At 65.3% G+C, this 26172-nt stretch carries 19 protein-coding genes; 10 read left to right on the forward strand and 9 right to left on the reverse strand.

All coding sequences use genetic code 11. The features are described 5' to 3' along the window. The 3 genes from qhpC to ACNFG0_RS15755 all read left to right on the forward strand — a co-directional run bounded on the left by qhpC (window position 1) and on the right by ACNFG0_RS15755 (window position 3272). Window positions 1–324 (forward strand): quinohemoprotein amine dehydrogenase subunit gamma, encoded by a 324-nt coding sequence (qhpC, locus tag ACNFG0_RS15745; RefSeq protein ID WP_196155977.1) that lies wholly within the window; start codon window positions 1–3, stop codon window positions 322–324. Between the two features lie 32 nt (window positions 325–356). Continuing rightward, window positions 357–1478, forward strand: coding sequence for a quinohemoprotein amine dehydrogenase subunit beta (peaD, locus tag ACNFG0_RS15750; RefSeq protein WP_196146153.1), 1122 nt, complete (start codon window positions 357–359; stop codon window positions 1476–1478). A gap of 123 nt (window positions 1479–1601) precedes the next feature. Continuing rightward, window positions 1602–3272 carry an AMP-binding protein gene (locus ACNFG0_RS15755; protein ID WP_196155976.1) on the forward strand — a complete coding sequence of 557 codons (1671 nt, stop codon included), beginning with the start codon at window positions 1602–1604 and terminating at the stop codon, window positions 3270–3272. 121 nt (window positions 3273–3393) lie between these two features. Here ACNFG0_RS15755 and mobA read toward each other — a convergent pair whose 3' ends face one another. The 3 genes from mobA to ACNFG0_RS15770 form a co-directional block, all read right to left on the reverse strand. Continuing rightward, a complete protein-coding gene (gene mobA / locus ACNFG0_RS15760; protein WP_416765535.1) occupies window positions 3394–3969 on the reverse strand; it encodes a molybdenum cofactor guanylyltransferase MobA in 576 nt (191 codons plus the stop codon). 61 nt (window positions 3970–4030) lie between these two features. Next, complete coding sequence (locus tag ACNFG0_RS15765) at window positions 4031–7153, reverse strand: multidrug efflux RND transporter permease subunit (RefSeq protein WP_416765537.1); 3123 nt, start codon at window positions 7151–7153, stop codon at window positions 4031–4033. Between the two features lie 11 nt (window positions 7154–7164). Next, window positions 7165–8340 carry an efflux RND transporter periplasmic adaptor subunit gene (locus tag ACNFG0_RS15770; protein WP_196155973.1) on the reverse strand — a complete coding sequence of 392 codons (1176 nt, stop codon included), beginning with the start codon at window positions 8338–8340 and terminating at the stop codon, window positions 7165–7167. 167 nt (window positions 8341–8507) lie between these two features. Here ACNFG0_RS15770 and ACNFG0_RS15775 point away from each other — a divergent pair, with 167 nt between their 5' ends. Together ACNFG0_RS15775 and ACNFG0_RS15780 are read left to right on the forward strand one after the other, a co-directional pair. Next, complete coding sequence (locus tag ACNFG0_RS15775) at window positions 8508–9209, forward strand: response regulator transcription factor (protein WP_196146148.1); 702 nt, start codon at window positions 8508–8510, stop codon at window positions 9207–9209. A 6-nt stretch (window positions 9210–9215) separates the two neighbouring features. Next, window positions 9216–10514, forward strand: coding sequence for an ATP-binding protein (locus tag ACNFG0_RS15780; protein ID WP_196155972.1), 1299 nt, complete (start codon window positions 9216–9218; stop codon window positions 10512–10514). A 110-nt stretch (window positions 10515–10624) separates the two neighbouring features. On the opposite strand, the gene ACNFG0_RS15785 is transcribed toward ACNFG0_RS15780, so the two are convergent. The 5 genes from ACNFG0_RS15785 to wecB form a co-directional block, all read right to left on the reverse strand. Then, on the reverse strand, window positions 10625–11716 hold the full coding sequence (locus ACNFG0_RS15785) for a diguanylate cyclase domain-containing protein (RefSeq protein WP_416765539.1): 1092 nt from the start codon (window positions 11714–11716) through the stop codon (window positions 10625–10627). A 74-nt stretch (window positions 11717–11790) separates the two neighbouring features. Further along, on the reverse strand, window positions 11791–12627 hold the full coding sequence (locus ACNFG0_RS15790) for a DUF4434 family protein (protein ID WP_416765540.1): 837 nt from the start codon (window positions 12625–12627) through the stop codon (window positions 11791–11793). Next, a complete protein-coding gene (locus ACNFG0_RS15795; protein ID WP_416765542.1) occupies window positions 12627–15623 on the reverse strand; it encodes a phage receptor in 2997 nt (998 codons plus the stop codon). Before ACNFG0_RS15795 ends, ACNFG0_RS15790 begins: the two co-directional genes overlap by 1 nt. Further along, window positions 15620–17794, reverse strand: a complete 2175-nt coding sequence (gene nrfB / locus ACNFG0_RS15800; RefSeq protein WP_196146143.1) for a cyclic di-3',5'-guanylate-activated glycosyltransferase NrfB — start codon at window positions 17792–17794, stop codon at window positions 15620–15622. The genes ACNFG0_RS15795 and nrfB overlap by 4 nt, the downstream gene beginning before the upstream one ends. After that, window positions 17791–18945 (reverse strand): non-hydrolyzing UDP-N-acetylglucosamine 2-epimerase, encoded by a 1155-nt coding sequence (wecB, locus tag ACNFG0_RS15805; RefSeq protein ID WP_416765543.1) that lies wholly within the window; start codon window positions 18943–18945, stop codon window positions 17791–17793. The genes nrfB and wecB overlap by 4 nt, the downstream gene beginning before the upstream one ends. Before the next feature lie 310 nt (window positions 18946–19255). Between wecB and ACNFG0_RS15810 the strand changes: the two genes are divergently transcribed. Then, window positions 19256–19702: a PACE efflux transporter gene (locus tag ACNFG0_RS15810; RefSeq protein WP_196146142.1), complete on the forward strand. Its 447-nt coding sequence runs from the start codon at window positions 19256–19258 to the stop codon at window positions 19700–19702. A 181-nt stretch (window positions 19703–19883) separates the two neighbouring features. Then, the gene (gene ilvA / locus ACNFG0_RS15815) at window positions 19884–21443 is read left to right on the forward strand and encodes a threonine ammonia-lyase, biosynthetic (protein ID WP_416765544.1); all 1560 of its coding nucleotides are present in this window, start codon (window positions 19884–19886) and stop codon (window positions 21441–21443) included. Window positions 21444–22233: 790 nt separating this feature from the next. Here ilvA and ACNFG0_RS15820 read toward each other — a convergent pair. Next, entirely contained in the window at window positions 22234–22857 is a 624-nt protein-coding gene (locus tag ACNFG0_RS15820; RefSeq protein ID WP_196147014.1) for a helix-turn-helix domain-containing protein, read from the reverse strand. 112 nt (window positions 22858–22969) lie between these two features. Between ACNFG0_RS15820 and ACNFG0_RS15825 the strand changes: the two genes are divergently transcribed. From ACNFG0_RS15825 to ACNFG0_RS15835, 3 genes are all read left to right on the forward strand, one after another. After that, the gene (locus ACNFG0_RS15825; RefSeq protein WP_196167369.1) at window positions 22970–24106 is read left to right on the forward strand and encodes an FAD-dependent oxidoreductase; all 1137 of its coding nucleotides are present in this window, start codon (window positions 22970–22972) and stop codon (window positions 24104–24106) included. Window positions 24107–24118: 12 nt separating this feature from the next. Continuing rightward, window positions 24119–24496, forward strand: coding sequence for a RidA family protein (locus ACNFG0_RS15830; protein WP_196155058.1), 378 nt, complete (start codon window positions 24119–24121; stop codon window positions 24494–24496). 143 nt (window positions 24497–24639) lie between these two features. Next, the gene (locus ACNFG0_RS15835) at window positions 24640–25704 is read left to right on the forward strand and encodes a hypothetical protein (protein ID WP_416765547.1); all 1065 of its coding nucleotides are present in this window, start codon (window positions 24640–24642) and stop codon (window positions 25702–25704) included. Window positions 25705–26172 lie beyond the last annotated feature (468 nt).

Genomic DNA, 26172 nt, shown 5'->3' on the forward strand with positions numbered 1-26172 from the left:
ATGAAGCACTTGAAGCCCCTGAACAACAAGGCCCGAATCCTTGAACAGGCCGCCGCCGAAGACCGTATCGAAGAGGTGGTGGCCATGAGCGCGGTGGCCGGCTGCACCGCCACCACCGACCCGGGCTGGGAAGTGGATGCCTTCGGTGGCGTCACCTCGCTGTGCCAGCCCATGGAGGCCGACCTGTATGGCTGCTCCGACCCTTGCTGGTGGCCGGCCCAGGTGCCGGACATGATGAGCACCTACCAGGACTGGAACGCCCAGGCGACCAACTCCCAGGACGACTGGCGCAACCTCGGCACCGTGTTCCCGAAAGACAAGTGACAGGCCCGACAAGAACAACAAGGGGAAACCGCATGAAAGCTGGATTCTGCGCACAGCTCGCGCTCACCGTCGCCGCCTGTGCCGGCGCCTGGACGGCCCAGGCCGCCGACACAGGGCCGGCCCTGAAGAGCGGCCAGGAATACCTGATCGCCACCAACTACCCAAACAACCTGCACGTGGTGGACGTGGCCAGCGACACGCTCTACAAGACCTGCCGTATGCCCGATGCCTTCGGCCCCGGTACGGCGATGATGGCGCCGGACAAACGCACCGCCTACGTACTGAACAATCATTTCGGCGATATCTATGGCATCGACCTGGACACCTGTGGCACCACCTTCCACGCCAACTTGTCCAGCGTGGCCGGTGAAATTGGCCGTTCGATGTTCTCCTTCGCCATCAGCCCCGACGGCAAGGAGGTGTATGCCACGGTCAACCCGACCCAGCGCCTGAACGACCACTACGTGGTCAAGCCACCGCGCCTGGAGGTGTTCCGCACAGCCGACGGCCTGGGTGCCAAGCCCGTGCGTAGCTTCCCCATGCCGCGCCAGGTCTACCTGATGCGCGCTGCCGACGATGGCAGCCTGTATGTCGCTGGGCCCGATATTTACAAGATGGACGTGAACACCGGCAAATATCAGGTGGCACTGCCGCTGCGCAACTGGAGCCGCCCAGGCTACAGCGCCCCGGATGTGCTGTATTTCTGGCCGCACCAGACGGGCCTGCACGAGTTTTCCATGCTCTATACCGTGGCCAAGTTCAAGGATGCCAAGCAGGACCCGAACGAAGCCGCGCTGCTGTATGGTTACCTGAGCGTGGACCTCAAGACCGGCAAGACCCACACCCAGGAGTTCGCCGACCTCACCGAGCTGTATTTCACCGGCCTGCGCTCGCCCAAGGACCCCAACCAGATGTACGGCGTGCTCAACCGTCTGGCGCGTTACGACATCAAGCAGCAGAAACTGATCGAGGCCGCCAACCTGGACCACACTTACTACTGCGTGGCTTTCGACCGCGCCGGCAGCAAGTTGTACCTGGCCGGAACCTTCAACGACATCGCGGTGTTCGACCCGCAGACCCTGAAGAAGGTGAAGAACATCAAGCTGCCAGGGGGCGATATGGCCATCACCACGACCCAGGTATTCGTCCGGTAGCCACGTGTAGGCAGTGCCAACCTCATCGCGGGACGAGCCCGCTCCTGGCAAGCGGCCTGTGGGAGCGGGCTGGCCCCGCGATTGGGTTGGCAGGAACACCTGCGAACAACAAGAGAGCGCACCATGAACTCGCCAAGCTACACCCAAGGTCGCCAAGACAAGGACCTGCTCAGCCAATGCATCGGCGACGCCTTCGACACGACCGTCGCCCGCTTCCCCGACCGTGAAGCCCTGGTGGTCCGTCACCAGGGCCTGCGTTACACCTGGCGCGCGCTGGCCGAGGCGGTCGATCGCCAGGCCCGGGCATTGATGGCCTTGGGCGTGCAGGCCGGCGACCGCCTGGGGATCTGGGCGCCGAACTGTGCCCAGTGGTGCATCACCCAGTTCGCCAGTGCCAAGGTCGGCGCGATCCTGGTCAATATCAACCCGGCCTACCGCAGCAGCGAGTTGGATTACGCCCTGAGCCAGTCCGGCTGCCGCTGGGTGATCTGCGCCGATGCCTTCAAGACGTCCGATTACCACGCGATGCTGCTCGGCCTGGTACCGGGGCTGCAGGACAGCCGCCCCGGTGAGCTCGACTGCGAACGCCTGCCTGAACTGCGCGGGGTGGTCAGCCTTGCCGACGAACCGCCGCCTGGGTTCCTGGCCTGGCGGGCGCTGCAGGCGCGCGCAGACGAAGTCACCCACGAGGCACTGGCCCAACGCCAGGCAGAGCTGGATGTGAACGACCCGATCAACATCCAGTACACCTCCGGCACCACCGGTTTTCCCAAGGGCGCGACGCTCAGCCACCACAATATCCTCAACAATGGCTACATGGTCGGCGAGAGCCTGGGGCTGACCGAGCATGATCGCCTGGTGGTGCCGGTGCCGCTGTATCACTGTTTCGGCATGGTCATGGCCAACCTGGGATGCCTGACCCACGGCAGCACCCTGATCTACCCAAGCGATGCCTTCGACCCATTGGCCACCCTGCGCGCTGTGGCCGAGGAAAAGGCCACGGCGCTCTATGGCGTACCCACCATGTTCATCGCTGAGCTCGACCATCCACAGCGTGGTGATTTCGACCTGTCCAGCCTGCGCACAGGCATCATGGCCGGCGCCACCTGCCCGATCGAGGTGATGCGCCGGGTAATCGGCGAAATGCACATGGCCGAAGTACAGATCGCCTACGGCATGACCGAGACCAGCCCAGTGTCGCTGCAGACCGGCCCGGACGACGAACTGGAACTGCGCGTGACCACGGTGGGCCGTACCCAGCCGCGGCTGGAGAGCAAGGTCATCGATGCCGAAGGCACCACCGTACCTCGCGGCGAGATCGGCGAGCTCTGTACCCGCGGCTACAGCGTGATGCTCGGCTACTGGAACAACCCCAAGGCCACGGCCGAAAGCATCGACGCCGACGGTTGGATGCACACGGGGGACCTCGCCGTGATGGACGAACAGGGCCATGTGCGCATCGTCGGGCGCAGCAAGGACATGATCATCCGCGGTGGGGAAAACATTTACCCGCGGGAGCTGGAGGAGTTCTTCTTCACCCACCCGGCAGTGGCCGACGTACAGGTGATCGGTATTCCGTGCAGCAAGTATGGCGAGGAAATCGTCGCCTGGATCCGCTTCCACCCTGGGCACACGGCCAGCGAGGATGCGCTGCGCGAGTGGGCCAAGACGCGCATCGCGCATTTCAAGGTGCCCAGGTATTTCCGCTTCGTCGATGAATTCCCCATGACCGTGACCGGCAAGGTGCAGAAGTTCAGGATGCGCGAGATCAGTATCTCGGAAATCGGCCAGTAAGCTGCGCGGGTCGTGCCGGCCCAAGCGCGGGACAAGCCCGCTCCCACAAACTCACCGCAACCTAGCGCTGGTCCCCCCTGTGGGAGCGGGCTCGCCCCGCGATTGGGCCCGCCCAAGCGGCTTATTTCTCCAGCCATTCGGGGCTGTTGAAATTGCTCAACCTGGTATCCTCTTGGAGGCATTCGAACCCTTGCACCGCCCCGCGCAACAGCGCCTTCTGCAGACTGCGCTCACCCTCTCTCCAGGCCTGTTCCAGCACGGGCAGCACCCTGCGCGGCAAGACACTGAACATCGGCTGCCAATACCCACCCTGGCGCACCATGGTCGGGCTGTCGTGCTCGACGGCCAAGCGCAGCAGGCCCTCGATCAGCGCCCGGTCGACCCGGGGCGCATCGCAGGCCAGCACTATCACCCATTCATGCCGCGCCACTGCGAGCCCGGCGATCACGCCGGCCAACGGTCCGGGGAAATCCGCCTCGGCGTCGGACACCAACTGGTCGGCATAGGCCCGGTAGGCCTCATGGTTGCGATTACAGGAAATCACCACGTCGTCGCACAGCGGCCGTACCACGCGTTGTACATGCGCTACCAGCGGCTCGCCCTGCCAGGGCAGCAGGCCTTTGTCGCGCCCGCCCATACGTTGGCCGCGGCCACCGGCAAGAATCAGCGTGGAGCAAGGGGGCAGGGCAGTAGACATGAAAAAGGGTTCCAGGCAGTCGATGCCGGGAACCCTCCCATGTCACGCAGGCGTTGTCCAGTCAGGGTTGATGGGGCAGCACCTGGCTGTCCATGGCCTGGCGTCGCCCGGCCAGGCGCATCACCACCACGAAGAACACCGGCACGAACACTACCGCCAGGGTGGCGCTGAGCATGCCGCCGATCACACCGGTACCGATGGCCTGCTGGCTCGCCGAGCTTGCCCCGGTGGCGATCGCAAGCGGCACCACGCCGAGGATGAACGCCAGCGAGGTCATCACGATCGGCCGCAGGCGCAGGCGGGCGGCCTGTACCGCGGCGCTTACCGGATCCTGGCCCTGGTCCACCAGGCTCTTGGCGAACTCGATGATGAGGATGGCATTCTTCGCCGACAGGCCGATCAAGGTGATCAGGCCGACCTTGAAGAACACGTCGTTGGGCATGCCACGCAGGGTGACCGCCAGGACCGCCCCGAGCACGCCCAGGGGGACCACCAGCAGCACCGCGGTGGGGATCGACCAGCTCTCGTACAACGCCGCCAGGCACAGGAATACCACCAGCAGCGACAGGGCCATCAGCAAGGGGGCCTGGCTGCCGGACAGGCGCTCCTGCAATGACAGGCCGGTCCACTCCAGGCCGGCGCCGGGCGGCAACTGGTCGACCAGGCGCTGGATCTCGGTCATGGCTTCGCCGGAGCTGTAGCCGGCGGCAGGCTCGCCGGAAATCGACACCGCCGGGTAGCCGTTGTAGCGGGTCAGTTGCACCGGACCACTGACCCACTTGGCCTGAACGAAGGCGCCCAAGGGCACCATCTTGCCGCTGCTGTTGCGTACATGGATCTTCAGCAGATCCTCGACCTGGCTGCGCTGGTCGCCCTCGGCCTGCACCACCACCCGCTGCATGCGGCCCTGGTTGGGGAAGTCGTTGACGTAGTTGGAGCCTACGGCGGTATCGAGCACCGCGCCGATGTCGGCGAACGAGACCCCCAGGGCATTGGCCTGGCGGCGGTCGATTTCCAGCTGCACCTGCGGGCTCTCGGCCAGCGAGGCCTCGCGCACGTTGACCAGCACCTTGCTCTTGCGGGCATTGGCCAGCAGCTCGTCACGCGCCGCCATCAATGCCGCGTGGCCCATGCCGCCACGGTCCTGCAGGCGGAACTCGAAGCCGGTGGATTCACCCAGCCCGTCGATCGGCGGCGGCAACACCGAGTAGGCCACCGCGTCCCTGAGTTGGCTGAAGGCCGCGGTGGCGCGGTCGGCGATCGACTGGGCGCTGTCGTCGGCGCTGCGCTCGGACCAGTCCTTGAGCGTGGTGAACGCCAACGCCGCGTTCTGCCCGCTGCCCGAGAAGCTGAAACCCAGGATCAGCGTGGTGTTGCCAACACCCGGCTCCTCGGCGTTGTGCGCCTCGATCTGCGCGGCCACCTGTTCGGTGCGCATGCGGCTGGCTCCGGGCGGCAGCTGGATGTCGGTGATGGTGTAGCCTTGGTCCTCGGTGGGCAGGAACGCGGTCGGCAACTGACTAAAGCCGTAGCCGAGCACCGCCAGCAGCGCCGCGTACACCAGCAGGTAGCGACCGCTGCGCGCCAGGGCGTGCACCACCCAGCGCTGATAGCCGTTGCTCATGCCTTCGAAGCGCCGGTTGAACCAGCCGAAGAAGCCCTTGCGCTCATGGTGCTCGCCCTTGACCACCGGTTTGAGCAGGGTGGCGCACAAGGCAGGCGTGAGGCTCAGGGCAAGGAAGGCCGAGAACAAAATCGACACCGCCATGGACACCGAGAACTGCTGGTAGATCACGCCCACCGAACCTTTCATGAAGGCCATCGGCAGGAACACCGCCACCAGCACCAGGGTGATGCCGACGATGGCCCCGCTGATCTGGCCCATGGCCTTGCGCGTGGCCTGCTTGGGTGGCAGCCCTTCCTCGGCCATGATCCGCTCGACGTTCTCTACCACCACGATGGCGTCGTCCACCAGGATGCCGATGGCCAGGACCATGCCGAACAAGGTCAGCACGTTCACCGAGAAACCGAGCGCCAGCATGGTAGCGAAGGTGCCCATCAGCGCCACCGGTACCACCAAGGTCGGGATCAGCGTATAGCGCAGGTTCTGCAGGAACAGGAACATCACCGCGAACACCAGCAACATGGCCTCGAACAGCGTACTGATCACCTGCTGGATCGAGACCTTGACGAACGGCGAGGTATCGTAGGGGATGTCATAGCGCACGCCCTCGGGGAAGTAGCCGGAAAGCTCCTCCATCTTGGCCCGAACCAGGGTCGCGGTCTCCATGGCATTGGCGCCGGGAGACAGCTGCACGCTGAAGGCGGTGGACGGCTTGCCGTTCAGGCGCGTGCCGTACTGGTACTCCTGAGCGCCGATCTCCACCCGGGCGACGTCGCCGATGGTCACCGTGGAGCCGTCTGGGTTGGCGCGTAGGACGATCGCGGCGAACTCCTCGGGCGTGCTCAGCTGGCCCTTGACCACCACGTTGGCGGTGATTTCCTGGGTGCTGCGCGCTGGCAGGTCGCCGATGCTGCCCGGCGCCACCTGGGCGTTCTGCGCAGCGATGGCCGTGGCCACGTCGTTGGGCGTAAGGTTGAAGCCGATCAGCTTCTGCGGGTCGATCCACACCCGCATGGCGCGCTCGGAACCATACAGTTGGGCCTTGCCCACGCCCTTCAAGCGGCGAATCTCGTTCATCACGTTGCGCGCGAGGATGTCCGACAGGGCCGTCTCGTCGAGGCTGGCGTCTTCGGAGGTGAGGGTGGCCAGGAGCAGGAAGCCCGTGGACACCTTCTCGACCTGCAGGCCTTGCTGGGTCACCGGCCGTGGCAGGCGTGACTCGACCACCTTCAGGCGGTTCTGCACGTCCACCTGGGCCAGGTCAGGGTGGGTGCCCGGCTCGAAGGTGGCGGTGATGGTGGCGCTGCCCAGGCTGCTCTGGGATTCGAAGTACAACAGATTGTCGGCACCGTTGAGCTCCTGCTCGATCAGGCTGACCACGCTTTCGTCCATGGTCGCCGCCGAGGCGCCCGGGTAGACGGCGTAGATCTCCACCTGGGGAGGTGCCACGTTGGGGTATTGGGCCACCGGCAACTGCGGTATGGCCAAGGCGCCGGCCAGGAGAATGAACAGTGCGACCACCCAGGCGAATACCGGGCGGTCGATGAAGAACTGCGGCATGGATCAGGCCCTCACTGGCCGTTGTGCTGGACGATGGGCAGGCCATCCTGGGACGGGGCGACCTGGACTTGGTCGCCGGCCTTGACGTGCTGCAGGCCCTCGATCACCACGCGCTCGCCGGGCGCCAGGCCGTCGCTGACGATCCAGCGGTCGCCCTGGGCGTTGCCGAGCACCACCTGGCGTTCGCTGATGCGTTGCTGTGGGTCGACGACCAGCACCTTCGGCACCCCGGCGCTGTCCCGCAGGATGGCGCGCTGCGGCACGCTGATGCCTTTGGGTTGCACGGCCTGTTCCAGGCGCACGCGCACGTAGCTGCCGGGCAATAGGTCCAGGTCCGGGTTGGGGAACTCGCTGCGCAGGGTGATCTGGTTGGTGCTCGGGTCGACGCTGATGTCGGAGAACAGCAACTTGCCCGGCAGCGGGTAGGCGCTGCCGTCGTCCTGGATCAGCGTGGCCCGCGCCTGGTCCTGGCCGACCTGCTGCAGCTCGCCGGCGCGCATGGCGCGGCGCAAGGCGTTGAGGTCGCGGGTCGACTGAGTGACATCGGCGTGGATCGGGTCCAGTTGCTGGATGATCGCCAGCGCCGTGGTCTCGTTCTGGCCAACCAAGGCGCCTTCGGTAACCAGGGCTCGGCCGATGCGTCCGGAAATCGGTGCAGTGACGGTGGCATAGCCCAGGTTCAGGCGGGCGCGTTCAAGCGCCGCCTTGGCTTCGGCGACTTCGGCGCTGGCCTGGAGATAGGCGGCACGGGCGTTGTCGTATTCCTGGCGACTGACCGCCTTGTCGTCGACAAGCTCGCGGTAGCGTTGCTCCTGCAGGCGGGCCTGGTACAGGTTGGCCTCGGCCTTGGCCAAGGTCGCGCGGGCGCTGTCGTGGTCGGCCTTGAACGGCGCAGGGTCGATCAGGAACAGCACGTCGCCTTGCTTGACGTCGCTGCCCTCGCGGTACACGCGCTTGAGCACCACGCCGGCCACGCGGGCACGGACTTGCGCGGTACGCGGCGCGAGGATGCGCCCGCTGAGCTCTGTGCTGATGGCCAGGGGCTGGACCTGCACCGTTTCCACCCGCACCTGGGGGGTGGGAGCCTGTTCGTCTTGGTCGGCGGCGTCGTTGCAACCGGCCAGCGACAGGGTCAGCAGCGCCAGGAGCGCCAGAGGGCGCAGGCGAAAGGGAAGGGAAATGGACATACGGATCTTCCAGAAATGACAGTGCCTATGCTAGGGCAACCGCTGCGTGCCTGGCTGTGAAGCTCTGTAGGGCTAATGTGAAAAAGTGTAAGAATCGGCATTGCCTGTGTGTGGGATTCGATATCCTGCCTCATCGCCAATCCTTAGCTCTCCCGCCTTTTACGCCTATGCCAAACATTCTCTTGGTCGAAGACGACAGCGCCTTGTCCGAACTGATCGCCAGCTACCTGCAACGCAACGACTTCCATGTCCGGGTGATCGCCCGAGGCGACCATGTGCTGGAGGAGTTCCGCCGACAACGACCGGACCTGGTGGTACTCGACCTCATGCTCCCGGGCCTGGATGGCTTGCAGGTGTGCCGTTTGCTGCGCCAGGAGTCGCAGACCTTGCCGATCCTCATGCTCACCGCCCGCGATGACAGCCATGACCAGGTGCTGGGCCTGGAGATGGGCGCTGACGACTACGTCACCAAGCCTTGCGAGCCTCGGGTGCTGCTGGCCCGCGTGCGTACCCTGTTGCGTCGCAGCAGCGTCAACGAGCCCCGGCTGGACAGCGACTTGATCCAGGTCGGCGGGCTGCGCATCGACCTGGCCGAACGCCTGGTCACCTGGCGTGGCGATGAAGTGGAGCTGTCCAGCGGCGAGTACAACTTGCTGGTGGTGCTGGCACGTAACGCTGGCGAGGTGCTCAGCCGCGATCGCATTCTCCAGCAATTGCGAGGCATCGAGTTCAACGGCACCGACCGCTCGGTGGACGTGGCTATCTCCAAGCTGCGGCGCAAGTTCGACGATAACGCTGGCGAAGCCCGCAAGATCAAGACCGTCTGGGGCAAGGGCTACCTATTCAGCCGGGTCGAGTGGGAGTACTGATACGCCATGCTCAAGATCCTGGTGCGCCTGTACCTGGTGATCATCGCCGCCTATGCCGGGGCGATCCTGTTCATCCCGGACTCCATCGTCGCGCTGTTCCACGATCGCTTCATGGCCTACAACCTGGAGCAGACCAAGGGCGTGCAGTCGTTGATCGTCCGCCAGTTCCGCCAGGCGCCGCGCGATCAATGGCCAGCGGTCGAGCAGGACCTGGCGCAGAGCTTCGCCCCCCTGGAGGTGAAGCTGCTGCCGATGGCCCAGGCGGGGCTTACAGTGGAGGAGCAGGCGCGCCTGGAACATGGCCTGAACGTGATACGCATCGGCGACTGGGGCTACTACGACACGGCCTTGGCACCGCTCGACCCGCAATGGCTGGTGAGTTTGCACACCCCACCCGACCCGATCGACATCAACCTGCTGTCCTGGGGTGTCACGGTGCTGATCGGTGCGGCCCTGCTGGGCTGCTTGCTGCTGTGGGTATGGCCGCACTGGCGCGACCTGGAGCGCCTGAAGGAAACCGCCAGACGCCTGGGGCAGGGGCAGATGTCGGAACGCACGCACATCTCGCCACGCTCGAACATCGGTGAGTTGGCGGGGGTGTTCGACACCATGGCCAGCGACCTGGAGCGCCACGTCAACCAACAGCGCGAATTGCTCAACGCGGTGTCTCATGAATTGCGCACACCCTTGACCCGCCTGGACTTCGGCCTGGTACTGCTGTTCGACGAAGTGCCACCGCCCAGCCGCAAGCGCCTTTTGGAGCTGGTGGGGCACGTGCGTGAGCTGGATGAGCTGGTGCTGGAGCTGTTGTCCTACAGCCGGCTGCAGAATGCCGACCAGGCGCGCGAACGGGTCGAGGTGTCGTTGCTGGAACTGGTCGACAGCGTGCTCGGCGGGTTCGCCGAGGAGCTCGACGGCCGGGGTATCCAGTGGGAGGTGCGTGCTGAGCACAACCTGCCACGCTTCGTCCTGGACCCCAGGCTGACCGCGCGCGCGGTGCAGAACCTGGTGCGCAACGCCATGCGTTACTGCGATGAAAGCCTGCTGCTGCGGCTGCGCCGTGAAGACGATGGCGCGTGCCTGTTGACCGTGGAAGACGACGGCATCGGCATTCCACCCGAGGAGCGTGAGCGGATCTTCCAACCGTTCTACCGTCTCGATCGCAGCCGCGACCGCAACACCGGCGGCTTCGGGCTGGGGTTGGCGATCAGCCGCAGAGCCATCGAAGGGCAGGGCGGGTCCTTGACCGTGGCGCAGTCGGCCCTGGGTGGGGCGCAGTTCAGGATTCGCTTGCCGGCGGCGTAGCCGCAGCGCTCTATCGCAGAACACGCCAGCTCCCACAAAGGGCCTGCAAAATCAAATAGTTATGCGTTGTTCTGTGGGGGCGGGCTTGCCCCGCGATTGGGCCGGGCCTGCTAGGCACCTTTTGCCAGCCGAGCCGTCCATAGCACGAAGCGGTCCTTGCCGCTGTGCTTGGCCTCGTACAAGGCCTGGTCAGCCCGCACCAGCGCCATGCTCAGCGTGTCGCCATGGTCGACCCGGGCCAGGCCGATGCTGATGGTCACCGGGTATTGGCTGGCATCTTCGCGCACCTGACGGCACAGCGCTTCGACCTCGCGCTCGGCGCCCAGCTGCTCCAACCCTTGGAAGAAGATGGCGAACTCCTCGCCGCCGAGCCGGGCGAACTCATGCCGTTCCATCGTTGCGCGGATGTGCCCGGCCACGCGTTTGAGCACTTCGTCGCCTGTGTCGTGACCGAATCGGTCGTTGACCTGCTTGAAGTTGTCGATGTCGACCATCGCCAGGTATTGCCCCGGTGCGCCGCCCTGCAGGTGGCGCTCGGCCCTGGCCATGAAGGCCCGGCGGTTGGGAATCTCGGTGAGGGTGTCGAGGTAGGCCTGATCCAGCAATACCTTGGACAGGTAGAAGTTGTACAGCTTGGCCTGGCGCATGCGCAGGTAGGTGTAGATGACCAGGCCGCAAAGAAACACCGCATAGCTCAACAGCATCGCGCCTTCGAGCTCCAGCACGGCGATGCGGGTGTGGTAGAAAGGGTTGAGTGTCACCCAAGTGATCGCCATGGCGCAGAAGAACGACCAACTGCGTACCGGCAGCACCGAAACGCTGTAGAGCACCGTCGACACGCCCAGCACCAGCCATACCGGCCGCAAGGCGATGGGGATGCCGTCGATCACCAGGCGCATGGCCAGGGTGATCGCGGCGACGAACGCCACGTTGAGCAAATCGAAATGCTGGCTTTTACGGATGACGCCGAGTGTCGCCGTAAGGGCGCACAGCAGGCCCAGGAACAGCACCGAGAGCCAGGTGAAGCCTTGCTGGCCCAGGTAGCTCACGATCAGGTCGAAGATCATCCAGATGACGATGCTGATGCAGAAAACCAGCAGGCAGAAACGCTGCATGGCCTCGAATTCGTGCTGGCGGAACTCGGCACGCAAGGCGGCCGGAACCGCTTGCCTGCGCACATGCGCTTCGATGGTCTTGAACATGATCGCCAGCGGGGTCCTCGATCCTGTGGGAGCTGCGGTACGGCGGTCCGACTTGTTCCGCGATGGACCTTCGCTCAGTTCAACCCCAGCGCGCGCGCCCAAGGCCGATAGCGCAAGGCAAACACCGCTTCGGCATGGCACCCTCCGACCAACGCCGGCTGCGCCGGCTCGGCGCGAAATGGCTGGTCTGGCGCGCTGACCTGGCGGAACGCCTCGCGCACGATACCGACGCGGCAAGGCAAGGCCTGCTCGTAGCCTTGGCGTACCTGCTTAGGCAGGCGACCGGTACCCGCGCCGTCCTGCCACCACACAGTCAAGCCCAGGTCGGCCAGTTGGTCCAGCCAGGCTGCATTGACTCGCGGCGCCAGGTGCCCGGCGCTGAAGGCGCTCAAGTGCAGCGGCTTGTCCAGCTGGCGGTTGAACGCCTGCAACTGGCGATGCAGCGCTTCGCGGCGGCTGGCCTGGCGAAAGTGCAGGTCATCCAGTTCCATGGGCACGTACCAGCCCGCTACGGGCAGATCCCAATGCTGGCGGACCTGGTTGTATTGGCTAAGGGCGCGACCCAGTTGGGCCTTCCAATAGTTGGCCAGGCCTTCATCATCGAGTTCCTCCAGGCGTTGGTAATAGGCCGGGTCCATGTACAGCCCCAGTACCAGTTCCAGCCCCTGTGCCCGAGCTTCACGCAGGCTGTTGGCCAGCCAGCCTCGGGCGCCGCCGAAGTCACTGTCGCCATAGGCGGTCCACTGCACGATGAGGGTCTTGCCGCCGTGGGCCTTGGTATCCCGCCACAGCTGTTGCCACTGGCTGGCCGTCAAGGCAGCGTCGCGGTTGAGTGGTTGGTAGAACAGGCGCTGGTCGGCCACGGCCGGCAGGCACAGGGCAAGCATGCAAATCGCCAGGATTGTGCGCATCAGAAGGTCAACTCCACACCCAGCAGCACGCCATTGGCGCGCTCGTAGAGATTGCCGCCCAGCGACTGCTGGTATTCGGCACGTACTTTCAGCGAACCGCGGTAGGCGTTGTAACGGTCGTCATCGAACCACCACTGCCAGCGCACGCCCACGCCTGTGCGCAGGTCCTGGCGCCAGTCGTTGCTCGGGTCCTGGCTGGCGAACTCGAGGAAACCATAGGGCATGACGGTTTGTGGCGAGTTGCCGGGCAGCTTCCAGGCGTGACCTTGCTGGAAGCGCGACAACCACGCATGGTCGCCGGCGCGGGTCCACCAGGCGGCATCCAGGTAGAGGAAGCGCTCGTTCCATTGGTCCTCGTCCACCCGCCAGTTGTTGCGCCAGTCGCCTTGGTCGAGGAACGAGGCGGTGGCGCGCAGCAGCAGGTCATTGCTCGATTCGGCATGGTGGCGCAGGTCGCCCCAGTTGCCGCCCACCTTGGCCGGACTGAGCAGCTCGCCCAGGCTCAGCCCGTTGTAGTGGTCGCTGTCGACCTGGCGCTGGTGATAGAGCTCGGCATACAGGTTGAGGTTGGCCAGGCCGAACGGCTTGTAGCGCAGCCCGACCCCGGTGCCCAGGCTCTGGGCGTAGTCGGTGCGGCTCTGGCCGCCGAACAGCACACGGCCATAGACCGAAAGGGTGCTGCCGTTGCGGCTGGGCTCTTCGCCCAGGGCATGGTCCCACATGGCGATCTGTACGTTCTGCGAGCGAGCCCGTCGCTCGGTGCTGCGCGCCCCGTTTTCGAGGAACTTGTCGTTGGTCGAGGTGCCGGCGGGCGACCAGGTGCTGGCCAGGGTGATCGTGTCGCGCCGCGAAAGCGTTTCATGGGCGCGGCGCTGGCGGTACTTGCGGGCCTCGAGGCTGCCGTATTCGTCGTCACCGTCCACCAGGTCCTGTTCCACGTCGATGACGCGGCGCAGCTCACGGCGTGCCGCGGCGCTGTCCTCGGCTTCGTCGTAGCGCAGCGCCAGGGTCTCGCCCAGGCGGTAGTCCTCGGGGAAGTCGCGGGTGGCCCGCTCCAGGTAGGGGATGGCGGCCAGGCGTTGCTGCTTGTCGGTCGAGCCCGCCAGGCGCATGCCATAGTCGGCGCGGTAGCGTGGCTGCTCGGGGGCCAGTCGCACGGCCTCGGCCAGCCAGGCCATGGCCTGGGCGCTGTCGCCGGCCTGCTGTGCGGTGTTGGCCGCCGCGTAGTAGTGCTCGGCGCGGGGGGCACGGGCCAGGGCCTGACGCTGGAACGCCAGGGCCTCGGCAGGGTTGCCCTGACGCTGGGCGATGGCGGCGCCCAGGGCCCAGTCGTCGGCGCTCTGGTGGGCCGCTGCGTCCCAATAGCCACGGGCTGCATCGGCATCGCCAGCGTTGAGCGCGCCCTGCGCGGCAGTCATCCGCGCGTTGTCGTTCCAGGCGTCGGCGGGGAGGCTGCGCCAGATCGGCGCGGCGGCCTCGGAATCGCCGCCGGCCTCCAGGGCATAGGCCAGCGGCAGGCGGTTGCCCTGGTCGCCCAGGCGTTCGGCGGCCTGGTAGTAGACCACCGCCTGCCCGGGCTGGTCTGGCATGGCGCAGCGCCCCAGGGCGCGGTACTGGCCGGCTTCGGTGGGCGCCGGCACGGCCTGGCGCACGGCATCGCATTGGCCAGCCTCGGCCAGGCGGCCCAGCAATTGGGCACGGGTGCCGGCATCGACTCGGGGCACCAGGCCCAGCATGCGCTGGGTGTCCAAGGGCGCGTCGCTGCGGGCGTAGAGGTTGCCCAGGCGTTGCAGCAGGTTTGGGGTCAGGCGGCCATGGCGGCGGTCATAGGCGGGTATCAGCAATTGCCGGGCTCGGTCCGGGTGGCCTTGTTCGAGCAACAGGTAGCTGGCCTGCTCGAGGGCGGCCAGGTCGCCGGTCTGGCGGTAGCGCTGTTCCCATTGCGCGGCGGTGCGTGGCTGGGGCGGCGCAGGCGGGTCGCCATACAGGCGCTGCTTGAGTACCGCATGGGCGCGTGGGTCGGCGCTGGCAGTGCAGCCTGCGAACTGTTCGCGGGCCTGTTGCGGGTCGTGACGGGAAAGCCAGTCGACGGTTTCCAGGCAGGGCCGCTGCAGCTCATTGCTGAGTTTGCGCACCAAGGCGGCGTCGTCCCCTTCACGGGCCAGCTCCCACAACTGCTGGCGTTGTTCGGGCTGTTGCAGTTGCTCGGTCGGCAGGGCCTGCAGCCAGCGTTGCGCCTGCTGGTTGTGTCCGACGGCGATGGCACGGTTGGCCATGGCCAGGCGCGCCTGGTTGGCTGCCTTCTCGGATGGCGCACTGGGCAACAGCTTCTGCAGACCTTGTTCGTCGATTTGCTGCACATAGGCGTTGGCCAGGCGTTGCCAGTCCTCGGCGGGCAGCGTGCCTTGTTCGGCCAAGGGCTCCAGCTGGGCGATGGTTTCGCTCCAGTTGCGCAACTGCTCGGCGAAATTGGCGCGGGTCAGGCGCAGGACCATGCCGTCATCACCGGGGGGCTGGTGGTTGAGCCAGTCCAGTGCACGGGCCGCTCCCTGCGACTTGGCCAGGCCAAGGCTATAGGCCTGCCGCAGGCGCACCCGGTGATTGCCGGCACTGTGGGCGATCCAACCGTCGACCTGGTCGGCAGGCGGCAAGTCCTGTTCGATCCAGTTCAAGCGCAGCTCGAGCAGGGCATCGGCATGCTCGGGCGTATCCTCGAGCTGTTCGGCCAGTGTCTCGGCTTCCTGGTAGCGCCGCTGGTGCGTCAGGGCCTGTACCAGGAGGGCGCGGGCCTCGTCGTTGTTGGGCACCCGCTCCAGCACGTGGCGGGTCAGGCGTTCGACCTCCTGCCAGTTGTCGCGCTGCGCTTCGCGGTAGCTGCGCTCCATGAACGGGAAGCTGCGAAAGCGCTGGAAGTCGCTCATCGGCGCTGCCAGCGTGGGCAGGGAGGTGGTGCACAGCAACAGGCCGGTGAGAGTCAGGGAAAGACGGGGCTTCATGCCACCTCCCGGGTCAGGTCATAGGCGGCCTGCTGCTCGCTGGCCTGTTCGGCGAGGGCTTGCTGCAGCACGTCCTCGGTGATGATGCCGCGGGCGACCAGGTGCTCGCCCAGGGTCATGTGCTCAGGGTCGAAGTCGATCAGCGCCTGGTTGAACAGGGTCACCGGCACCATGCCGCGTACCTGCAACAGGGCGCCGAGCATCACGAGGTGCACGCATACCCGCTCCAGCAGTGCGGCATCGTCCTGGTTGCGCTCCAGCACGGCGAGCATCTGCCGGGTCTCTTCCTTCTGCCAGGGGCTGGGGTAGTGGTGGTGCAGGCCAAGGGCGACCCGGCCCTGAGGGGCCAGGCGATTGCTGACCGGGCGCTTGAGCTGTCGGCTGATGACTCCTAGCGAGACCTGGCTGACCGGGCTTTCACTGGCCAGCACCAGGGTATCGCCTTCTTCGGCCACCGGCAGCACGCCGTAGTGGGTGGCCAGGCGGCGGGGCAACTGAGCGATCAGTTGCGGCGAGACCTTGAACGGGTTCAGTGGCGACCAGGGCATGTCCAACTGCTCGGCCAGGGCTTCGACCAGTTGCTCGCTGGTGAGCCAGCCGCGCAACAGCAGTTCGCGCCCCAGGCGCCGACGCACTGGGCTGGTAATCGCCTGTTGCAACTGCTCGTCGGTGATCAGCCCCTTGGCCACCAGGCGCTGGCCCAGGGGCGTGCGGGCGGGCGAGGCGATGGCGGGGAACTCGTGGGTGGTCTTGTCCCAGGCCACGCGCCGCGAATCGCCCATTTCCATGACTTGGCGCAGGGCCCGCAGGTTGGCGAAGAAGTTGACGAAGTTGCTCCACATCATGCGCGGGGCCGACAACAGCCCTTCGCCGATGCCGTAGTAGCGGGTGACGAACCAGCCGCGCTGGAACAGGCGGTTGATCAGTAGCAGGCCGTTGAGCCAGAGCAAGGTGGACAGCAGCTGGCTGTCGCCCAGGATCGACATGAAGCGCCACGACTCAGGGGCGATAGCGGTCACCAGCCAGATGGCCAGCAATACCAGCAGCAACAGGTTGACCAAAAAGCTCAGCAGGTAGGCGAACAGCCCGCGGCGGTCGCGCCAGAGAAAGTAGTTGAGTGCGCCCTTGCGGCTCCAGCCCAAGTTGCTGGTGCCCTGGAACACGATGCCGACGATCCATCGCGACTTCTGGCGAATGGCGTGTTGCCAGTCGCGCGGGAAGTGCTCACGCACGCAGATCACCTGGGAGAACCGCCGGCTCATGCCCCAGCGCCATTCCTGCTTGAGGGCCAGGGCCGGGTCGGTGATGGAGTAGCGGGCGAAGATGCACTTCATGCCCTTTTGCTTGAGGCGGAAACCGATGTCGTAATCTTCGGTCAGGCTCTGCACGTCGAAGGCGATACCGTCGCCATCCTCGAGCAGGGCGCTGATGGCGCGGCGGCTAAAGCAGGTGCCGACCCCGGCGCTGGGCACCTGGCCAGTCAGCGCCTCGCGCACGATCACGTCCTTGCCGTGGTTCTCGGCGAACTCGTCGACATAGTGCCCGGCGGTGAAGCCTTTCCATTCCGGTGCGTAGGGGTAGACCGGGATCTGGATCATGTCCTTGTTCGGCAGCAGATAGTTGAACAGGCGCAGTTCCATGGGCGAGATCACGTCTTCGGCATCGTGCAGGATGAAACCGGCGAACTCGATGCGCGCGTCCTGCTGGAAGCGCAGGATCGCGTCGATGATGTTGTTCAGGCAGTCGGCCTTGCTGGTCGGGCCGGGGCGCGCGCAGACCACCTTGTGCACGTTGGGGTAGTGCAGGCACACGGCATCGACGTCGGCCTGGGTCTGCGGGTCGTTGGGGTAGGTGCCGACGAAGATCTGGTAGTTCTCGTAGTCGATGGTCGAGGCGGCCAGGCGGGCCATCTCGCCGACCACGCCCACTTCGTTCCAGGCCGGGACCATGATCGCCAGAGGTTTTTCCGGCACTTCGAACAGACGTTTCTCGTCGGCCGGCTCGAAGCGGTCGTAGATGCGAAAACGCCGGATCAGCTTGCGGCCCCAATAGCAGATGTCGATGAACAGGTCGTCCAGGCCCAGCAGGAACATCAGGCTGGCCAGGGCGATGGCCAGCAGCTTCAGGCCGAACAGCACATAGACGAGGAAGTCGACGAAGGCCAGGCTCATGCGTCTTCCCGTCCGGCGGCTTGCTCTTCGAACCAGCGGCTCAGGCGCTCGGCGATACGCTCGCTGGCGTGACCGTCACCGAAGGGGGTGTAAACCCGGGCCATGCGTGCGTAGGCCTCGGGGTCGTCGAGCAGCAGGCTGGTCTGTGCGACGATCTGCTCGGTATCGGTGCCCACCAGCTTGACCGTGCCGCCCTTGAGCACCGCCGGCCGCTCGGTGACCTTGCGCAGCACTAGCACCGGCTTGCCCAGCGCCGGGGCTTCCTCCTGCACGCCGCCGGAGTCGGTGAGGATCACGTCGGCCCGATTCATCAACCAGACGAAGTGCGGGTAATCCTGGGGCGGCACCAAGTGGATGTTGCCGCGCCCGGACAACACGCCATACACCGCCTGCTGAACCTGCGGGTTCAGGTGCACGGGGTAGACGAATTGCACGTCTGGGTAACGCTCGCCCAGTTGTGCCAGTGCCTTGCAGATACGTTCGAAGCCCTGGCCAAAATTCTCCCGGCGGTGGCCGGTGATGAGCACCATGCGCTGGTCGCTGCGCAGCACCGCCAGCGGCGAATCGGCGTCGGGTTGCCAGTTTTGCGCGGCCAGGTGGTCGCGCATCCACAACAGGGCATCGATCACGGTGTTACCGGTGACTTCGATCTGGTCGGGGTGCACGCCTTCGCGGATCAGGTTGGCGTCCGAGTCGCGGGTGGGCGTGAAGTGCAGGTCGGCCAGCACTCCGGTCAGGCGGCGGTTGGCTTCTTCCGGCCAGGGTTGGCGGAGGTTGCCGGTGCGCAGGCCTGCCTCGACGTGGCCGATGGGGATCTGGCGGTGGAAGGCGGCGAGGGCGGCGATGGAGCTGGTGGTGGTGTCGCCATGGACCAGGACGATCTGCGGCTTGACCTGTTCATAGGCTTTGTCGAGCTTGTCCAGCAGGTCGCGGGACAGGCCGTTGAGGGTCTGGCTGTGGGTCATCACCTTGAGGTCCTGGTCGACGCCAAGGCCGAAGGCGGTCAGGACTTGCTCGAGCATTTCCCGGTGCTGGCCGGTGGAGCAGATGTGCAGATCGATATCTGGCCATTGGCGCAGTACGCGGGCCAAGGGGGCCATCTTGATCGCTTCAGGGCGGGTACCGAATACCATCATGACGGTATGTGCCATGGTTTGAATCCTCCGTTCTATTCCCTGGACGAAGTGACGCGCGCTGCAGCACGTCATAGACAAGCAGTCAAATATGGTGTTGTCCAATATCGATACGCGCCGGCGCGAGACGTTCGGAGCGCGGCAGACAGAGCATCCGGGAAAGGGCACGTATCGGCCACGAGACACGGAATGCCAGGGAAGGGTGATCAATTGCTGAATCGGTTATTCTAGTACTTTTGTTCCGTTTTCTCCGCAAGATGTATTACAAGCTTTTACTTGTAGCCTTCTGCTTGTAACTTTGTAGGCCTCATCAGCAAGGAGCTGCCCTATGCAAGGCAAGGCACGCAAGGTCGTCCAGGCCATCCTCTACGAAATCATCGCCGTGGCTTGCGTAGCACCCGCGCTGTCGTTGATGTTCGATGCCGGCATGGCCCATTCGACAGTGCTGTCGATCCTCATGTCGGCCATCGCCATGAGCTGGAACATGGGCTACAACTGGGTGTTCGAACGTTGGGAGGCGCGCCAGGACAAGCGCAGCCGCACCTTCCTGCGCCGCCTGCTGCATGCGTTGGGCTTCGAGGGCGGGTTGGTGCTGATCCTGTTGCCGCTGGTGGCGTATTGGATGGACATCAGCCTGTGGGCGGCCTTGCTCACCAACCTGGCGTTGTTCCTGTTCTTCTTCGTCTATGCCTTCGTGTTCCAGTGGGGCTTCGACAAGGTGTTCGACGTGCCGCTCTCCGCCCAGGAGGCCCGGGAAAGTTCGCAGGGGTGTTGACGTGGCGCCCGGTGCCGGGATAAGTTCCCTGCCCATGAACAGATTCCCGCAGCGTCGCGCCATCAGCATTATTACCGCCATTATTCGTTTGGCGGGCTAGCGCGTACGTGCACCGAACCCGCCCTGGAGGCGGGTTTTTTCTTTCCGGCTCCTGGGTACTTGAAATCACCAGGAGTCATCGATGACCAGCCTCAGCGTCAGCCCTCGTACCAGCTCGCCCCAGCAATTGCTGTCGGAACAGGTTCGCCGCATTCTCAGTGCCCCGGTGTACGACCTGGCCATCGAGACACCCCTGCAACCGGCCCCGGCGCTGTCGGCTGCCCTTGGCAACCAGGTGCTGCTCAAGCGTGAAGACCTGCAGCCGACCTTCTCGTTCAAGATCCGTGGCGCCTACACCCGGCTGTCGCGGCTGACCCCGGCGCAACGGGCGCGAGGGGTGATCACAGCATCGGCGGGCAACCATGCCCAGGGGGTGGCGATGGCCGCATCGCACCTGGGGATGCGCGCCACCATCGTCATGCCCACCACCACGCCGGAGCTCAAGGTCCAGGGCGTACGCTCTCGAGGTGGCCATGTGGTGCTGCATGGCGAAAGCTTCCCCCACGCCCTGGCTCACGCCCTGCGACTGGCGGACAGCGAGGGGGCGACTTTCGTGCCGCCGTTCGACGACCCGGACGTGATCGCCGGCCAGGGTACGGTGGCGATGGAGATCCTGCGCCAGCGCCCGGGCGCGCTGGATGCGATCTTCGTCCCGGTCGGCGGGGGTGGGTTGGTCGCCGGCATCGCCGCCTATGTCAAGTACTTGCGTCCCGAGGTCAAGGTGATCGGTGTCGAGCCGGAGGACTCCAACTGCCTGCAAGCGGCCCTGGCCGCCGGCGAACGGGTGATCCTGCCGCAGGTGGGGACCTTCGCCGATGGCGTCGCGGTGGCCCAGGTCGGTGCCCATTGCTTCGAGCTGTGCCGCCATTTCGTCGACGAAGTGGTGACGGTCAGCAGTGACGAGGTGTGCGCCGCGATCAAGGACATCTACGACGATACCCGCTCGATCACCGAGCCGTCCGGCGCCCTGGCGGTAGCTGGCATCAAGAAGTACGTGGCCCGCGAAGGGGTCAGCGGGCAGACGCTGGTGGCGATCGATTCCGGCGCCAACGTCAACTTCGACCGCCTGCGTCATGTGGCCGAGCGTGCCGAGCTGGGCGAGCAGCGCGAGGCGATCATCGCCGTGACCATCCCGGAGCGCCCTGGCAGCTTTCGGGCCTTCTGCCAGGCCCTGGGCAAGCGCCAGATCACTGAGTTCAACTACCGCTACTACCCCGGCAAGGAGGCACGGCTGTTCGTCGGCGTGCAGACCCACCCACAGCACGACCCGCGCCAGGCGCTGCTGGCCAGCCTGCGCGAGCAGGGCTACAACGTGCTCGACCTGACCGACAACGAGCTGGCCAAGCTGCATGTACGGCACACGGTGGGCGGGCATGCCGCACCTGGGGCGCAGGAGCGGGTGCTGCGATTCGAATTCCCCGAACGGCCGGGGGCGCTGCTGGGCTTTCTCGAACGGCTGGGCAAGCGGTGGAACATCAGCTTGTTCCATTACCGCAACCATGGCGCGGCGGAGGCGCGGGTGTTCGCGGCGCTGGAGGTACCAGGCGAGGAGCTCGCCGGGTTGCCCCAGAACTTAGATGAGATGGGCTATCGCTATTGGGACGAGACCGAGAACCCGGCTTATCGGTTGTTCCTGGGCTAGGTGTCGGGCAAGTTTGTCCCGCGATGGGCTGCATGGCAGCCCCAATGAGATGGCCCAAAATTAACCGACTGGCCTTTGCTTTTGCTTTCGCTTGCGATGCGCGATAGTCCAGGCGCCGCCAAACGCGACGTCAGGAGGCCGAATGCAGGAGCCAGCGGCTTTTGCCTACTTTTGCCCAAGAGCGAAAGTAGGTCGCCGTAAAGGCGAAAAGGTGAGTGAGCGCCGCCATGGCGAATGGATATTTCGCTATTTCAATGCAATCGATTTTTAGAAACTGTTGGTTTTGACGTAAGCGCAAAGTCCGTTTGCGAGGGCGACGCTGAGTCACCTTTCCGCCCTTACGGCGGGTCACTTTTTGTCAGACGCGACAAAAAGTAACCAAAAAACGCTGGCTCCTGCATCCGGCCCCTGCGCTGCGCTCCGGGGTTCCCTCGCTCCAGCCTTGCTCCGGTGGGGCGCGGCGAAGGGCCATCCATGGCCCTGCGCCGCTTGCCAGGCATCCATGCCTGGCACCCACCTGCGCAAGGCTTCCACTCGGCCTCCTGACGTCGCGTTTGGCGGCGCCTGGGCTATCGCGTATCACAAGCAAAGGCAACAGAAGGGCTGCTTGGTAGGATCAAGTCACTGTGCTGTTGTGATCAGAATCTTGGCTGCCTTTGCCTTAATGATTGGGGCCGCTACGCGCCCCATCGCGGCACAAGGCCGCTCCTACAGGATTACCGCAATTCTGAAATAACGCTGTCCCTGGAGCGGGCTTACCGTCGCAAAAGATGACAAGGCGCATCGGCCCTCAACGGTCGGTCATCACCACCATGACATGGGCATCCCCGCCATCGTCACTTTCGGACAGGTAGATATGCCCCACCTGGCTATCGAAATAGGCGGTTTCCTGGGGCCCGATGCTGACCGCCTCGCCGGTCTCGAACAGGATCCGTACGCGTCCGCTCAGTACCAGGGCGAACTCCTGGCCGGGATGGCGGATGAAATCGTCAAACTGGCCGCGTTCACGGGCGATGATGCGGGCATAGGCCGGGGTCATGCGCCGTTCGGGAAATGCGCCGGCGAGCGGGTGGTAGTCGTAGGTGCCAGTGGCGTAGCCGGCCGAATCAGGCAGTGAATCGACCACCACCGTGACCGGTACGGGCGCGGTCACCGGCCCACTGGCACGAAACAGCAGGGCGATATCCACGTTCAAGGCACGCGCGGCGGCGGCCAACTTTTCATAGCTCACCGAAACCTGGGCCAGTTCCATTTTCGACAAGGTCGACACCGGCACGCCGCTGAGCGCGGACAGTTCCTTGAGCGTCATCTGCCGGGCCTTGCGTACCTGGCGCAAGCGTGCGCCGACCTCGGCGCGGTCGAGCAGGGGCCGGGCACCGGGTTGGGCGTTGGCGCGGGTACGGTCGTCGGGCATCGGCTCTCTCTTGGGTAGCGTTTGGTCGGGCATCTTACCTTGGACACTTGCGCGAGCTGAAATTCTCATATATTAGAATTCTCATAAATGATAATTAGCGACAGGAGCGTGCATGGCTCAGATCTACGACACCCTGATCATTGGCGCCGGCATCGCCGGTGCCTCCCTGGGCTACCGCCTGGCTGGGCAGCGCCAGGTATTGATGCTCGAACGCGAGGCCCAGCCTGGCTACCACTCGACCGGGCGTTCGGCGGCCATGTTCATGGAGGCCTATGGCACGCCGCAGATCCAGGCCTTGACCCGCGCCAGCCGCGCCTTCTACGAGCAACCGCCGGCAGGCTTCTGCGAGCATCCGCTGCTTGAGCCACGGGGCTGCCTGTATGTCGCCAGTACCGAGCAGCGCGACTTGCTCGAGGCCACCTATGCGCAGAACCTGGCCAACGGCACCGATGTGCGCCTGCTCGACCGTGACGCCGCCCTGGCGTTGGTGCCGAGCCTGCGCAGCGAGGCCCTGTGCGGCGCGGTGCATGAACAGGGGGCGATGGACCTGGACGTGCATGCCCTGCACCAGGGCTTCTTGCGTGGCTATCGCGCCGCAGGCGGTGAGCTGCGTTGCAATGCAGAGCTGACCCAGGCCTATTACCTGGACGATCTCTGGCATGTGTCCCTCGCCGATGGCAGCCAAGTACTGGCACGGCAGTTGGTCAATGCTGCAGGCGCCTGGGCTGACCAAGTGGCTGAACAATGCGGGGCGGCCAAGGTCGGCCTGCAACCGTGCCGACGGAGTGCATTCACCTTCCCGGGCCCGGCGGATGAAAATTTCAGCCGCTGGCCAGCGGTCATCGGCGTGGACGAAAGCTTCTATTTCAAGCCCGATGCCGGCCAGTTGCTCGGCTCTCCGGCCAATGCCGACCCGGTTGAACCCCAGGACGCCGCGCCCGAGGAGTTGGACGTGGCCCTGGGCATCTACAACATCGAAGCCATGACCACCTTGCAGATCCTCCGCCCGAGCCATAGCTGGGCCGGGTTGCGTTCGTTCGTCGCCGATGGCGACCTGGTCATCGGTTTCGACCCAGGCATGCCGGCGTTCTTCTGGCTGGCGGCCCAGGGTGGCTATGGCATCCAGTCCGCTGCCGGAGCATCGCGCCTTGCCGCAGACCTGCTGCTCGGCCAGCCGTTGTGCCCGAGCCTGACCGCCCAGGGCGTGTCCCCTGAACAATTGTCCCCAGCACGTTTACTGCAACCATGAGAGGCATTACCCATGAGCAATGAGATCCAGCGTTTCCCCAGTACCCTGCCGTTTCCGTTCTCCCGTGCGGTGAAGGCGGGCGGCTTCCTGTTCCTGTCCGGTCAGGTGCCGATGAATGCGGCCGGTGAAGTGGTGCGCGGTGACATCCAGGCGCAGACCCGGGCGGCCTGTGAGCGTATCGGTGAAAGCCTGGCGGCGTGCGGTGCGCGTTTCGACCAGGTGGTGAAGGTCACGGTATGGCTGTCGGACATGGCCCATTTCGCCGGTTTCAACGAGGTCTACAAGGGCTATTTCGGTGAGGCGTTACCGGTGCGTTCGACCGTGGCATCGGCGTTGGCCCTGGGCGTGGACGTGGAAATCGAAGTGCAGGCTTTCGTTGGGCAGGGCTGACGCCAACCACGGGGCTGTTGTCCCGCGACGCCGATCGCGGGACAAGCCCGCTCCCGCAGGAGGGACAGCGCAGCCCGAAGGGGCTGGGTGATCTCCCCCAGGGTGGGCGGTGGATTAGAACAACAATAATTCCAGAGGTGCACATGAAAGAGCAGCTGAAGATCGCCGGGGCTTTCGTCGGCGTGATCGTGGGGGCGGGCTTCGCGTCCGGGCGGGAACTGTTGCTGTTCTTCGTCGATTTCGGCGTCTGGGGCCTGGTCGGTGCCCTGGTCAGCGCCGCGCTGTTCACCTTCCTGGGCATGGCCCTGGCGGGCCTGGGCAACCGCCAGCAGGCCACTTCGCACAAGGACGTGATCCAGGCCATCTGCGGTCGCCATCTGGGCCTGTTCGTCGACTGGCTGATCACCTTCTTCATGTTCGCTGTCGCCGTGGTCATGCTCGCCGGCGGCGGTGCATTGCTGGAGCAGCAGTTCGGCGTGCCGGCGCTGGCCGGTAGCGTGCTGGTGACCGTGATGGTGGTGGCCATCGTGTGCCTGGATGTGCAGAAGGTCATCGTCGCCATCGGCGCGGTCACGCCGATATTGATCCTGGTGGCCTCGGCCATCGCGCTGTATGCCGTGGCGAGCCGCGGGCAGAGCTTCACCGAACTCGATCAGCTGGCCAGCCAGCAGGAAGCCGGTACTCGTCACTGGTTGCTGGGCGCATTCCTGTACGTGTCCTACAACATCGTGGCCGGCGCGCCGATCCTGGCGATTCTCGGCGGCTCGGCCAAGGGCGAGAGAACGGCGGTGTGGGGCGGCCTGATCGGAGGCGCGGCGCTGGGTGGGCTGATGCTGGTGATGAGCGCGGGGCTGTTGTCACGGCTGGACAGCGTGGCCGAGCTGCCCATGCCGATGCTGTCGATCGCCAATGAAGTGTCGCCGCTGCTGGGCGTGGTGATGTGCCTGATCATTTTCGGGATGATCATCAACACCGCGGTGGGAACGCTGTTTTCTTTCCTGTCGCGCTTGTTGCCGGCGGGGACCAGGCAGTTCCGCTGGGGGGCGGTGGTGACCGGGGTGGTCGCGTTCGTCTGCAGCCTGGTAGGGTTCATCAGCCTGGTGGGGGAGGTGTATCCGTTCTTCGGTTATCTAGGCTTCGTGTTGATGGCGGCGGTGTTGCTGGGGTGGCTGCGGCGCGGCAAGGCCCCGAAGGTGGCGGTGGTCTGAGCGACGGGCTGCCTTGCAGTCCAATCGCCCCTGTAGGAGCGGCCTTGTGCCGCGATCGGCTGCGCAGCGGCCGCAAACCCGGCATAACACCGCCCGACCGGTATAACGAGCTGCCAGGATTTGCGGCCGCTGCGCGCCCGATCGCCGGCAAGCCGGCTCCCACAGGTCTGGCGGTGTCTTTGAAAACAGCGCAGGACCGGTGGGAGCGGCCTTGTGCCGCGATCGGCTGCGCAGCAGCCGCAAACCCGGCATATCACCGCCCGCCGGGTATAACGGGCTGCCAGGATTTGCGGCCGCTGCGCGCCCGATCGCCGGCAAGCCGGCTCCTACAGGTCTGGCGGTGTTTTTGAAAACAGCGCAGGACCGGTGGGAGCCGGCTTGCCGGCGATAGGGGCGCCTCAGATCCTGAAGCTGCCCACCAGTTGCTTCAAGCGCCCCGCCTGCTGGCTCAGGGCATCGCAATGGCGC

The sequence above is a fragment of the Pseudomonas sp. NY15372 genome (assembly GCF_048068215.1).
Classification (GTDB): Bacteria; Pseudomonadota; Gammaproteobacteria; order Pseudomonadales; family Pseudomonadaceae; genus Aquipseudomonas; species Aquipseudomonas guariconensis_A.

Bases quoted from the DNA above. Each gene is read 5' to 3' on its own strand.
- qhpC (WP_196155977.1), top strand. From the start codon at position 1: ATGAAGCACTTGAAGCCCCTGAACAACAAGGCCCGAATCCTTGAACAG.
- peaD (WP_196146153.1), top strand. From the start codon at position 357: ATGAAAGCTGGATTCTGCGCACAGCTCGCGCTCACCGTCGCCGCCTGT.
- ACNFG0_RS15755 (WP_196155976.1), top strand. From the start codon at position 1,602: ATGAACTCGCCAAGCTACACCCAAGGTCGCCAAGACAAGGACCTGCTC.
- mobA (WP_416765535.1), bottom strand. From the start codon at position 3,969: ATGTCTACTGCCCTGCCCCCTTGCTCCACGCTGATTCTTGCCGGTGGC.
- ACNFG0_RS15765 (WP_416765537.1), bottom strand. From the start codon at position 7,153: ATGCCGCAGTTCTTCATCGACCGCCCGGTATTCGCCTGGGTGGTCGCA.
- ACNFG0_RS15770 (WP_196155973.1), bottom strand. From the start codon at position 8,340: ATGTCCATTTCCCTTCCCTTTCGCCTGCGCCCTCTGGCGCTCCTGGCG.
- ACNFG0_RS15775 (WP_196146148.1), top strand. From the start codon at position 8,508: ATGCCAAACATTCTCTTGGTCGAAGACGACAGCGCCTTGTCCGAACTG.
- ACNFG0_RS15780 (WP_196155972.1), top strand. From the start codon at position 9,216: ATGCTCAAGATCCTGGTGCGCCTGTACCTGGTGATCATCGCCGCCTAT.
- ACNFG0_RS15785 (WP_416765539.1), bottom strand. From the start codon at position 11,716: ATGTTCAAGACCATCGAAGCGCATGTGCGCAGGCAAGCGGTTCCGGCC.
- ACNFG0_RS15790 (WP_416765540.1), bottom strand. From the start codon at position 12,627: ATGCGCACAATCCTGGCGATTTGCATGCTTGCCCTGTGCCTGCCGGCC.
- ACNFG0_RS15795 (WP_416765542.1), bottom strand. From the start codon at position 15,623: ATGAAGCCCCGTCTTTCCCTGACTCTCACCGGCCTGTTGCTGTGCACC.
- nrfB (WP_196146143.1), bottom strand. From the start codon at position 17,794: ATGAGCCTGGCCTTCGTCGACTTCCTCGTCTATGTGCTGTTCGGCCTG.
- wecB (WP_416765543.1), bottom strand. From the start codon at position 18,945: ATGGCACATACCGTCATGATGGTATTCGGTACCCGCCCTGAAGCGATC.
- ACNFG0_RS15810 (WP_196146142.1), top strand. From the start codon at position 19,256: ATGCAAGGCAAGGCACGCAAGGTCGTCCAGGCCATCCTCTACGAAATC.
- ilvA (WP_416765544.1), top strand. From the start codon at position 19,884: ATGACCAGCCTCAGCGTCAGCCCTCGTACCAGCTCGCCCCAGCAATTG.
- ACNFG0_RS15820 (WP_196147014.1), bottom strand. From the start codon at position 22,857: ATGCCCGACGACCGTACCCGCGCCAACGCCCAACCCGGTGCCCGGCCC.
- ACNFG0_RS15825 (WP_196167369.1), top strand. From the start codon at position 22,970: ATGGCTCAGATCTACGACACCCTGATCATTGGCGCCGGCATCGCCGGT.
- ACNFG0_RS15830 (WP_196155058.1), top strand. From the start codon at position 24,119: ATGAGCAATGAGATCCAGCGTTTCCCCAGTACCCTGCCGTTTCCGTTC.
- ACNFG0_RS15835 (WP_416765547.1), top strand. From the start codon at position 24,640: ATGAAAGAGCAGCTGAAGATCGCCGGGGCTTTCGTCGGCGTGATCGTG.